Source organism: Planctomonas sp. JC2975, assembly GCF_012985205.1.
Lineage (GTDB): Bacteria > Actinomycetota > Actinomycetes > Actinomycetales > Microbacteriaceae > Humibacter.
The window spans coordinates 269,776-281,537 of record NZ_JABEKS010000004.1 but is presented as its reverse complement, the minus strand read 5'-3'; the positions used below and the strand labels follow the sequence as shown (position 1 = coordinate 281,537).

At 65.1% G+C, this 11,762-nt stretch carries 7 protein-coding genes and 2 pseudogenes; 5 read left to right on the top strand and 4 right to left on the bottom strand.

The features are described 5' to 3' along the window. Nucleotides 1-8 precede the first annotated feature (8 nt). Complete coding sequence (locus tag HII28_RS19330) at nt 9-2,147, top strand: alpha-galactosidase (RefSeq protein ID WP_205865091.1); 2,139 nt, start codon at nt 9-11, stop codon at nt 2,145-2,147. 659 nt (nt 2,148-2,806) lie between these two features. Beyond that, nucleotides 2,807-3,336 (top strand): annotated as a pseudogene (locus HII28_RS19325) (integrase core domain-containing protein); the annotation flags it as partial. Nucleotides 3,337-4,041: 705 nt separating this feature from the next. On the opposite strand, the gene HII28_RS19320 reads toward HII28_RS19325, so the two are convergent. Both HII28_RS19320 and HII28_RS19315 read right to left on the bottom strand, forming a co-directional pair. Next, on the bottom strand, nt 4,042-5,796 hold the full coding sequence (locus HII28_RS19320) for a SulP family inorganic anion transporter (protein ID WP_170027483.1): 1,755 nt from the start codon (nt 5,794-5,796) through the stop codon (nt 4,042-4,044). 289 nt (nt 5,797-6,085) lie between these two features. Beyond that, entirely contained in the window at nt 6,086-6,637 is a 552-nt protein-coding gene (locus HII28_RS19315; RefSeq protein ID WP_205865090.1) for a DUF6325 family protein, read from the bottom strand. 298 nt (nt 6,638-6,935) lie between these two features. Between HII28_RS19315 and HII28_RS19310 the strand changes: the two are divergent. After that, a pseudogene (locus HII28_RS19310) lies at nt 6,936-8,122 on the top strand (IS3 family transposase); the annotation flags it as partial. Between the two features lie 362 nt (nt 8,123-8,484). On the opposite strand, the gene HII28_RS19305 reads toward HII28_RS19310, so the two are convergent. Continuing rightward, on the bottom strand, nt 8,485-9,375 hold the full coding sequence (locus tag HII28_RS19305) for a helix-turn-helix transcriptional regulator (protein ID WP_170027482.1): 891 nt from the start codon (nt 9,373-9,375) through the stop codon (nt 8,485-8,487). Between the two features lie 124 nt (nt 9,376-9,499). Between HII28_RS19305 and HII28_RS19300 the strand changes: the two genes are divergently transcribed. After that, on the top strand, nt 9,500-10,519 hold the full coding sequence (locus tag HII28_RS19300) for a zinc-dependent alcohol dehydrogenase family protein (RefSeq protein ID WP_170027481.1): 1,020 nt from the start codon (nt 9,500-9,502) through the stop codon (nt 10,517-10,519). An 18-nt stretch (nt 10,520-10,537) separates the two neighbouring features. Here HII28_RS19300 and HII28_RS19960 read toward each other — a convergent pair whose 3' ends face one another. Further along, complete coding sequence (locus HII28_RS19960) at nt 10,538-11,008, bottom strand: hypothetical protein (RefSeq protein ID WP_205865113.1); 471 nt, start codon at nt 11,006-11,008, stop codon at nt 10,538-10,540. On the opposite strand from HII28_RS19960, the gene HII28_RS19295 reads away from it, so the two are divergent. Next, entirely contained in the window at nt 10,953-11,759 is an 807-nt protein-coding gene (locus HII28_RS19295; protein WP_346769422.1) for an MFS transporter, read from the top strand. The two genes, HII28_RS19960 and HII28_RS19295, sit on opposite strands and share 56 nt — an antisense overlap. Nucleotides 11,760-11,762: the final 3 nt, after the last annotated feature.

Genomic DNA, 11,762 nt, shown 5'->3' with positions numbered 1-11,762 from the left:
GTCCGGACGTGAATGAATGGATTCTGACGAGTAGCGACGCCCGGGTGTGGCACCTGCGAACACCCATCTCCAGCTATATTGTCGGCCTTGATGTGGAGGGAACACCTCTACAGAAGTACTGGGGCGCCCAGCTACCCGCGGGAGTGGAGAACGAGTTCGCGTCGAGCCAACCGACCAGGATGTTCTCCAGTTTCCAGCGTCCGAGCGAAATTGACGAACAGTTCCCCGTCGACGGCGGCGTGCACTGGGGAGCGCCCTCACTTCAGGTCGTCTTCGCCGGCGGGGTGCGGTCGGTGGAGCTGTCATTTGTACGCTCGGAAGTCGCAGGCCGCACGCTGACACTTCACCTTGTCGACCGCAGCTTCGGGCTGCAAGTGGAGTTGCTATACACCGTGCACCACGACAGCGATGTGATCGAACGTTGGGTGACCGTCACAAACGGGGGCCCCGAACCTATCCATATCCTGAGAGCCGATTCGGCTAACTGGGTCATTCCTGACCAAATCGATTACCGCCAGTCCACCGCCCACGGCTATTGGGCTGGCGAGAATCAGGTTGAGCGACGCGAGGTCGGCCGCGGTGAACACACCATCGGCAGCCGGCATGGCACAACAGGACACCAGGCCGATCCCTGGGTCATGATCGACGATGGCACCGCAACGGAACAGCACGGAGCGGTGCACTCACTTACGTTGGCATGGAGCGGGAGCTGGCACATCACGACAACGCGACGAGCCGAAGGCGGAGTGTCCATCACGGGCGGCTTCGGACACGATGGCCTTTCCTGGCGTTTGGAGCCCGGGGAACGGCTCGAAACACCGCGCTTTCTCGGGCTTTATTGCGCGGAGGGCTTCGGCGGCACAAGCCAGGGATGGCATCACTATGTCAGAGCTCACGTCCTACCGCGCCCAGAGAATGTGCGACCGATCGAGTACAACGCATGGGAAGCGACGTGGTTCGACGTTACTGAGGAGAATCAGAGCGACCTCGCTCGACGCGCCGCAGCCATCGGCGTCGAGACGTTCGTCCTGGACGATGGGTGGTTCGGCAGCCGGAACAGTTCAGCATCCGGGCTGGGTGATTGGGCGGTCAGTACGACCAAGTTCCCCAATGGCCTCGCCTCGTTCGTCACAACGATCAGGGAATTGGGGATGAATTTCGGCCTCTGGGTAGAGCCCGAGATGGTGAACCCGGACAGCGACCTTTACCGGCAGCGGCCGGATTGGGTGCTGCACTGGCCCGGCCGCCGACGTGACGAGCAGCGCAAACAGCTTGTGCTCAACTTCGCGCGCCCCGACGTGCGGGAGTGGGCCTTCTCCTGGCTTAGCGCGCTCGTATCTGAACACCATGTCGACTTCCTCAAGTGGGACATGAACCGTTCGTTCACCCAAGCAGGCTGGCCCGCGGAGCCGGACAGGCAGGATTGGGTTTGGATCGAACACACGCGAGGGGTCTATTGGATCATGGATGAACTGCGTCGTGCCTATCCCTGGCTGACGATCGAGTCATGTGCGGGTGGTGGCGGACGTGTCGATCTCGGCATCTTGGCGCGCACCGACCAAGTGTGGCCGAGCGACGCCACCGACGCTCTTGACCGGCAGGTGATCCAGCGCGGGTTCTCGCAGATCTACCCTGCTCAGGTGATGTACGCCTGGGTGACGGATGAGGTGAACCCGTTGACGGGACGACGAATCCCGCTCGATTATCGCTTCCACGTCGCCATGGCGGGCAGCATGGGCCTTGGTGGTGACTTGAGGTCGTGGAGTGAGAGCGATCTCGCCCGCAGCGCTGAGCACATCGAAGCCTACAAGCGCATCCGCAAGACGGTGCAGATGGGCACGCTCCATAGGCTCGGTGGCGAGCCGGGACGTGATTATTCCGCCCTACAGTACAGCGACGAGGATCAGGTCGTCGTGCTGTCCTACGAGCCGCATCGATCCCTTTCGGAGACGCCCCGACGGTTGCGGCTGCGTGGCCTTGACCCCAAGGCGACGTACCGCGACGAGTCAAGCGGCGCTGAATATCGCGGCGCGCTCCTCACTGGTTGGGGCCTCCCCTTTGTCTTTGACCCGGAGTCAACGCCCGACGTGATGGCCGCCTCCCAGCCGGACTACTCGAGCTCCCTAACGGTGCTCCGACGTCTCTGAAGGTCACGGAAACCAGCCGTCCACCAGGAATGTGCAGATCCGGCGATCCAGTCAAGCGATACGAACGACGGGAAGGCTCCACTCACGGGCGCCTTTCCCGCGACAACAGCATTGCCTCGGTCGGTCGCGTCCCTCCATCCCAAAATGAGTGACAGTGAGAGGCCGCCATGCTCGCGGCGAGTGCAAAAGATTACTTCGTGTTCATCGAGGCGACGCCGACAGCGAGGAGGTTGCCGGGCGCGGGTCCAATCGAGCGCCGCGAGCTGCGAGCCACACCTGAATCTTCTGTTCGCACCCTCAGCTTTGCCGTGCTCGACGCCGTCTGCAGAAAGCGAAAATATGAGTCTCGAACGGAGGCTGCCGCTGCAGTAATTGTTTCAAGGTGTCCAAGTTATCTCGCATACCGCGTTTGAAGAGTCGTTCGGCTACCGGCCCGAGAAAGCGGGCTGGCCCCGATAGCCCGGCCGCGCTTATAGTGCCCTCGAGCTGGAGTCGCGTCCCGTGCGACGCGTTTTAGACGCGGTATCTGTAGGTAAACGGCGTCGGCCCATCGATTGATGTGAGTGTGATTTCCTGCCCATCTATGTAGCTGGTGACTTCCACGGTGTTGACGACGTCGCCACTGGTCAGCCGGCAGAGCACGGCATATCGCGTTCGAGCGCCGCCGGCCCAACGCACGCGGTCAACTCGCTTCACCGCCGTGTACCACTGGGGTGTGTTGGCAAAGTCAGCGACGAACGCGAAAACTCATCGACGACCAATCCAGGCTCGCGATCGCCTCCCAGGTGTCCTGGGGTGAGACCTCTGAGGGTGCGATCGCCGTGGTCAGCAAAGGCATGGCCGCCCACGGTGTTCCCCAGCGGCTGCTCTCGGACAACGGGGCCGCGTTGAACCCGTCCCGGCGCGGGGTGCTGGGGCAGCTGGTCGCCTACCTGCGATCGCTTGGCGTCGAACCGATCACCGGCAAACTCTACAAACCGACCACGCAAGGCAAGAACGAGCGCTTCCATCAGACCCTGTTCCGCTGGCTCGACAAGCAACCGCTGGCCGAGACTTTGGAGCAGTTGCAGGTCCAGGTCGACGCGTTCGATGTGATCTATAACACCGAGGGCTGCCGGGTCGGGTCACTCCAGCGATGGCTTGGGCTTCGACACCGGTGGTCGAACCGCCGCGGCCGATCCCGCAGCCGGATGACGGGATACGGATGACGCGGATCCACGACAACGGCACCGCACGCTTGCCGGAGCGATCGCTTATCGGGTCGAGGAGGACAACCGGTTGCTGATCATCGACGCCGACTGCACGCTCCTGGCCGAGTATCCCTGGCCTGCTCCGGGCACAAATACGTCGGCAGCGGCAACCCCCGCGGACCCCGCGGCCCACGCAAAACCCACTGAGCGTTACCGATGTCTTGAGACATGAAGTGTTACCGATGTCCTGAGGCAGAACAGTCACCGATGTCTTGAGACATCACAAGGTTCTTGCTTCTCTCGGGAACCGCGCTTGCCCACAATTTGCCCACAACTGAATGAAACCGAATGGGTTTGAGGTGACTTCATTGACCTCGAAATCCGCGGAATTCCGCGGATTTTGCTTCTGTCTCGCGTGCTTCCGGAGGCCTGAGTAGAGCACACGGCTCATAATCGTGGTGTCGCGGGTTCAAGTCCCGCTCCCGCTACTCACCTGGTAAACACTGGGAACGGCAGTCCTCGAGGGGCTGCCGTTCTTGTGTTTCAGGATCGTTTTGCCCACATTGTGCCCGCACGTGGTTCGGCCACTTCGTCGAGCCGGCGAGTACCGTGGCCTGGGACGCACACGTGCATTCGCTTGCACTGCCCAGCTCTCGTCGGCCGGTGATGCACCGGGCTGGCGGGGCGTTATGGGTGATGAGTCGTCAGGCCGGCGGGTCCGTCTCGTCGTCATCCTCGTCGTCCGGATCTTCGGGACTGCCATCGATGTCGCCGCGGAGCGTGCCGGTGACGGCATCCACGGCAGCCCCGACGGTCGGCGCGAACCGGTCCGGCGTGAACCGATCCGTCACCCCGAAGTCGCGCAGCATGTCCTTCACGGGGTCCTTCATCTCCGCGAACACGAGCCGGATGTCCTTCGCCGCGAGGGAGTCGTCGAGTTCGACGAGCTCATCGATCGCGGTCGTGTCGATGTCGGTGATCGGCTCGGCGGCGAGGATGACGGTGTGGATGCCGGGTCCTGCGGCCGCCGTCCGCTCCCGCACGAAGGCGCTGAAGCTCGAGCCGTTCGCGAAGAACAGCGGGGCGTCGAACCGCACGATCACGACTCCCGGGACGCGCGCGGCGGCGGGGTTGCGGGACAGGTCGTGGTAGCCGCGGAGCCCGGGGACGCGGCCGAGCTCGGCACGATACGGCCGCCACGTGCGGATGATCACGGCGAGCAGCGACAGGATGATGGTGAAGACGATGCCGGGGAGCACGCCAACGACGAGGACGCCGAGGAACGCGGCGAGGGACAGCACGGCATCCACGCGGTCCATCCGGAACAGCCCGATCGTGCCGCGGACGTCGATGAGCCCGATCGCTGCCGAGATGACCACGGCCGCGAGCGTCGCCGTCGGCAGGTAGGCCGTGACTCCGGGGGCGACCAGGATGAAGACGACGATGAGCGCAGCGCCGACCACCCCGGTGACCTGGGTGCGGGAACCGGCCTGCTCCGCGACCGGCGTGCGCGACGACGACGCGGAGACCGGGAACCCGCCGAGCGCTCCGCCCGCGATGTTGGCGAACCCGATGCCCGTCATCTCCTGACTGCCGTCCACGGTCTCCCCGCGGCGTGCGGCGAACGTCCGTGACAGCACTGCACTGTCCGTGAACGCGACGAGCGCGATTCCCGCCGCGGCGGGAATCAGTGCGGTCAGGTCCGGCAGCCGGAGCCCCTCGAGGGCTGGCGAAGGGAGGCCTCGGGGAAGTGCCCCGACGACGGGAAGGACATCGCCCAGCTGCAGCAGCCACGTGACGAGGATGGCGACCACGACGGCGGCGAGCACGCCCGGAATCGGCGAGCGGAGCCACTTCAGCGCATAGATGAGCGCGAGCGAACCGAGGCCGAACGCGAGCGCGATCGGCACCACCTCGCCCCTGCCGACATCGTGGACGATCGCGATGATCTCCGCGAGCGGTCCGTTCGCGTCGGTCGAGAAGCCGAGGAGCTTCGGGATCTGAGAGATGACGACCAGGACGCCGATCGCGTTGAGGTACCCGACCCGGATGGGCTTGGAGAGGAGGTCGGTCACGAAGCCGAGACGCAGGATGCCGCCGAGCAGCAGGATCGCGCCGACGAGGATGCCGAGGAACCCTGCGAGAGCGACCACGCGTGTCTCGCTGCCGAGGGCCAATGGCAGGATCGCCGCGGCGATGATCGGGGCGAGCGAGGAGTCCGGGCCGAGGATCAACACTCGCGACGGCCCGAAGATCGCGTACGCGACGAGCGGGACGATCGTCGCGTACAGACCGGTCACCGGCGGGAGGCCTGCGACCTCCGCGTAGCCCATCCCGGCGGGGATGAGCAGAGCAGTGACCACGATTCCCGCCCGCACGTCGGGCCACAGCCACGCCCGCTTGTATGTGCGCAACGTCGCGATGCCCGGTGCCCAGCGCTCGAGCCCCTTCGCTGCCATGCATCTCTTCTTTCGACTCGCACGCTTCCGGCACCGCATGAGCGCAGTATTCGTTTTTCGGGCGGTAGAAGCGGAAGGGTGCCGAACCATCCGATTCCCGGTGCGGTTTGCACCCGGTTGCCGGCGGTGACGCGATCGGGCTGTGTTGGGGCGATGTTGAGTGTGGTGGTTGCGTCGTTGGTCGAGGGTTCCGTGGGCTGGCGGCTGCTGTTTCGGTTGCTTTCAGCGTCCCGTTGTGGGCGCCGTGTGGGTTTCGTTCTCTTCTGACGGTGTTCGTCCGGCCTGACGTCTATTCGTCGTTGTCGTTGTCGTTGCTGGTGTTGTCTTGGTTTGCGAGGGCGGTGAGGAGGGCTTGGCTTGGGATGTGGCCGGAGGCGATGAGTCGTCCGCCGTTGTTGCTGACGGCTGCGGCGAATGGGGCAGCCCAGGTGTTCTCCCAGACCAGAACCCCGGCGACGCTTCCTGGTTCCATCACCGCTGCCACGTCGACCAGGTCCTGTTCGGCGACTGCTTCCGCGAGGCTCGCTTCGAGGGTTCCGAGGATGCCCAGGCCCTCTAGACCTTCGGCCTTGATGATGTTGATCGATTCGTCTTCGCCCTTGTGCACGACCACGAAGTCGAGAATGCGTATGGTTCCCGAGGCGGCCAACTCGGCTAGGGTCGCGACAGCCTCCCCGGTCAGGGTGCTCTGGCCGGCAGGGAACTCGATCACGAGGAAGTCGATCGGTCCGAGTTCGGCGTCGGCTTCCGCCATCTCCAGGGCGATCTCTTCGGCCACGAGTTCGGCGTCGTCCTGGCTCAGACCGTCGTTGCTCGTGCCGTTGCTGCTTGTCTCCGTCATCGCCGTTTTCCTCCCGCTGCCCGTTGCACTGTTCAGTGGCATCCGCCCTCGCAGGTGAACGCGGGTCACCACCTCTGCCGGCACCGCTACACCGGTGGTGCCGACATCACGGTAGACACCACGATGCGCACGGAAAGGACAGCCCTGGCGGATCACCCGTTGCAGGCGATCAGCACAACCACAACCGGACACACCACAACCACCAACACGCCAACTGCTGAGTCACCACCGCGCAGTGCGAGGAGGTCGTTGAATCGGCCTGACTTTCGTTCCGTTCTTCTAGTGGGGATGGAACACGATGAACAGGACCTATTCGCCGGAGATGCGTGAGCGGGCTCTTCGGATGCTCGCGGAGGCACGGCCGGAGCACCCGACGATGATGAGCGCTGTGCGACACGTGGCCGGGCTGCTGGGGATGAGCGCGGAAACGCTCCGGCTGTGGCAGCGCCGTTACGAGGTCGATGCAGGGGTGAAGCCCGGGGTCACGACCGATGCCGCGGCGGAGATCAAGCGGTTGCAGAGGGAGGTCGCCGAGCTGCGGAAGGCGAACGAGATCCTGAAGGCTGCGAGCGTGTTTTTCGCGAAGGAGCTCGACCGCCCCTGACCGAGATGATCCGGTTCATCAATGAACACCGGGATCGTTTCGGGGTCGAGCTCATCTGCCGGGTCCTCCGACCTGCAGTCCAGGGGTTCCTCACCTCCCGCGGTTATCCCAGCGGTGGGTCGCGCCCCATCGGCGAGACAGTTGCGTGATGACCTGCTGGTGCCGGAGGTCACCCGGTTGCACGCGGAGAACTACGACGTCTATGGGCGCCGGAAGATGCACGCGCTGATGCGCCGGCAGGGCTGGAACATCGGCCGCGACCAGACCGAACGGCTGATGCGCCTGGCCGGGGTCCGCGGGGTGAAGAAGTCCAAACGGGTGTTCACCACGAAGACCGAAAAGGCCCTGTCGTTGCCGGCGGACCTCGTGAAGCGGCGCTTCCGCGCCGACGCTCCGCGGCGGCTCTGGGTCTGCGACATCCCCTATGTCGCACATGGTCCGGGTTCGCCTACGTCGCCTTCATCACCGACGTCTTCTCGCGCCGGATCGTGGGCTGGAACGTCGCCGCGACCCTCAAAACCGAAAGCCTGCCGCTGCAGGCGCTGGACATGGCCGCCTGGGACGCCGGCGGAGACCTGGCCGGGCTGACGCATCACTCCGACCACGGATCGAACTATATGGCGATGGTCTACACCGACCGCATCGTCGAACTCGGCGCCGCGCCCTCCACCGGAACCGTCGGCGACTCGTTCGATAACGCCCTCGCCGAGGCGGTCAACAACCTCTACAAGACCGAACTGATCCGCCGGCAAGGCCCCTGGCGAACCGTCGAACAGGTCGAGCTCGCGACCTTGGAATACGTGTGGTGGTGGAACAATCAGCGCCTCCACGGCGAGCTCGAGATGCGCACCCCGACCGAGGTCGAAACCGCGTACTACGCTGACCTCGAATCAGCCAACCCGGCACCTGCCGGACAAAGCACCCAACAGGAACGAAAGTCAGGCCGAGGCACTCGGATGAGACCTGGCCGGCGATGCCTGTCATCCGGTCGCGGGGGAGGGTGCGGGGTTGTTCGGTCATGATCCAGGACGGCGGTCGAGGCCGCTCCGCCCGTCGATGGGGACGTGGCTCGGCCAGTCACCGTCCGTTGTGGTGATTGCGAGGGTCGTGAGGACGAACTTCGGGTAGCGCTGACGCCACAATGACACTCTCCGCGGTCGACGGGCGCACGAATGAGCGCCGAACCCAGGGTCGTACGAGCGTGGTCGCCGTGTCTACGGTGCGATCGGATTGCGCTCCGCGTTCACGCGTTCTCCGCCTGCTGGCGAGCTGTGGCGTTCTGGGTGGCGGCCAGGCTGCCGAGGAGGCGGAGTCGTTCAGCGGATGGGGAGCCGGGTTCAGCGGTGTAGATCATCAGGATCTTGCCGGGTTCGGCGGTGATGGCGAGCTCCTCGTAGGCGAGGGTGAGTTCACCGACGTCGGGGTGGTGGAAGCGTTTCGTGCCCGATCCGTGGGTGCGAACGTCGTGAGCTGCCCAGAGGGCACGGAACACATCGCTGCGCGTGGCGAGTTCACCGACGAGGTCTTGCAGCGCGCGGTTGTGTGGATCACGCCCGGCTTCGGCACGCATGATGCCAACACACATCTGCGCGAAGAGGTCCCAGTCGGGATAGAAGTCACGCGAAACGGGGTCCAGGAACTGGAACCGCGCGAGGTTCGGTGTGCGCCCACCGTCACCGATCAGCGGTGAGTAGAAGGCGCGACCGAGAGGGTTGGTCGCGAGAAGGTCCTGCTGCGGATTGCGTACGAATGCGACGGCGTCGGTGATCGCATCCAAAGCCCAGTTCAGCGCTGGCCGCCGCACGGGTCTGCTCGACACCGCGGCTCGGCGGGCACGTCCGGAGGTGGGGATGCCGTCGGCCGCCCTGGCAAGGTCGAGCAAGTGCGCACGTTCCGTGTCGTTCAGCTGCAGCGCGCTGCCGATCGCGTCGAGCACCGAAGCGGAGGCGCCGGCGATGCTGCCGCGTTCCAGTTTCGAGTAGTACTCGACACTGACACCGGCTAGGGCCGCGACTTCGCTGCGGCGCAGCCCGGCGACCCGGCGGTTGCTGCCGGCAGGCAGGCCGGCGTTCTCCGGGGTGAGGCGGGCGCGGCGGGTCATGAGGAACTCGCGCACCTCGGCTCTGTTGTCCATACCAGTCAGGGTAGGTCGGGCTCGGTCGGGCTGGGGTCCTCTGCCAGTACACGTCTGGAGAGAAACTCCCGCGCGGCATCGAAAGCGCGTTTGCTGGAACCACCAGAAAGCGAAGGAGAACCCCATGCGAGGTGTCGTCATGCACGCACCCGGTGATGTCCGGGTGGAAGACCGTGAGGATCCCCAGATCCTCGAGCCCACAGACGCGATCATCCGCCTGTCTGCGACCTGCATCTGCGGATCGGATCTATGGCCCTACCGTGGCGCCGACCAGGTGCACGACGCGGTGATGGGACACGAGTACGCCGGCATCGTGGAGGAAATCGGTTCCTCGGTGAACACCGTCAAGGTCGGCGACTTCGTCGTCGGCTCGTTCTGGGCCTCCGACAACACGTGCGAGATCTGCCGGGCCGGATACCAGTCGCACTGCGTGCACCGTGTACTGATGGGAGCCATCGGCACCCAGGCTGAGCGGGCAAGAATCCCCCTGGCCGACGGCACGCTCGTCGCCACGCCGGGCATCCCCGATCCCGACCTGGTCCCCTCCTTCCTCGCCCTGTCGGATGTGCTGGGCACCGGATGGTTCGCGGCGGTCGCCGCGGAGGCCGGTGCCGGCAAGACCGTTGCAGTTGTGGGCGACGGAGCCGTCGGACTGTGCGGCATCCTGGCGGCCAAGCAGCTCGGTGCGGAACGGATCATCGCCATGTCCCGCCACGCCGACCGCCAGGCCCTGGCCCGTCAGTTCGGTGCCACAGACATCGTCGAGGAACGCGCAGAAGCCGGTGTCGCACGGATCAAGGCTCTCACCGGCGGTCTCGGCGCTCACTCCGTCGTGGAGGCTGTCGGCACACAGGAAGCGATGATGCAGGCCATCGACGCAACCCGACCAGGCGGGCATGTCGGCTTCGTCGGCGTCTCTCACGACGTCACCATTCCCGGCGAGACCATGTTCAGCACCGGCATCCACCTGCACGGCGGACCGGCCCCGGTGCGCCGCTTCCTCCCCGACCTCATCCAGCTGATCTGGGACCGTCGCATCGACCCCGGCAAAGTCTTCGACCTCACACTCCCGTTGGAGCAGGCGGCCGATGGGTATCGGGCAATGGACGAACGCCGCGCCACCAAAGTGCTCTTGACGGTCTGAGCTGCGGGCTGCTCGTCTTCACGAGCGAACGGAAAGAACGCCATGACCCTCGAGGTGGCCGCACGAACCGGCGACGATATCGACACGCGCAAGCGGCTTCCGCTGTCCGTCTACCTGCTGGCGGGCGGCACATTCCTGATGCTGACGACGGAATTCGTGATCGCCGGCATCCTGCCCGAGATCGCTCAGTCGTTGCATGTGTCGCTTGCTCGTGCCGGGAACCTGATCACGGTGTTCGCGCTCGGCATGATCATCGGCGCCCCGCTGATGACGGTCGTGACGCTGCGCCTGTCGAAACGTCTCACACTCATGCTCGCCCTCGTCGTCTTCGTCGCAGGCCATGTGCTTGTCGCAATCGCCGCCGATTTCACGATCATCCTGATCGCGCTTCGTCACCGCCCTCGCCACCGGCGCGTTCTGGGCCGTCGCCGCAATCGTCGCCACCCATGCGGCCGGGCCCGGTTCCGGTGCACGAGCAATGGGCGTCATCGGTACGGGAGGCTCACTCGCCACAGTGCTCGGCGTTCCGGCGGGTACCGTCATCTCCCAAGCCTTCGGATGGCGTGGAACGTTCTGGTCACTCGCGGTCGCGGCGACCGTTGTCGCCATCTTGATCGCGTGCATCATTCCGCACGACGCTGCAGCGTCTGGACGGGGCGCCCTGCGTTCCTCGATGAGCGGACTGCTGTCTGGACGTCTATGGCTGGCCCTGCTGGCTTGCCTCACGACCAGCGGGGGAGTGCTCGCCACCTACACGTTCATCACCCCGATCCTGACCCAGCAAGCCGGGATCCCGGCCGCCTACGTGCCCGCGGTGCTCACCGGCTTCGGCATCGGATCCCTCGTAGGAACGCTGCTCGGCGGCAGATTCGGTGACGCGCACCCGGGCCTGATCACGATCCTCGTGCCCGCCACCACGAGCGTGATCCTTCTCCTCATCGCCACCGTCGCCACCGCTCCCGCAGGAATGATCGGCCTGGTCGTGCTCCTTGGGCTATTCGGACTCAGCGCCAACGGAGTCCTCATCCACCTCGCGGTGCACCACGCGGGACCTGCAGCGCCACTGGGATCCGCTCTCTCCGTCTCCGCATTCAACGCCGGCACCGCCATCACGACCCCAATCGCCGGAGCCGCACTCGGCACGCCACTCGGAATCCACGGCCCATCCATCATCGGCGCCATCATCGTGAGCCTCACACTCATCCCCACGATCACGCTTGCCGTCCTCCGAAAACGATGACTT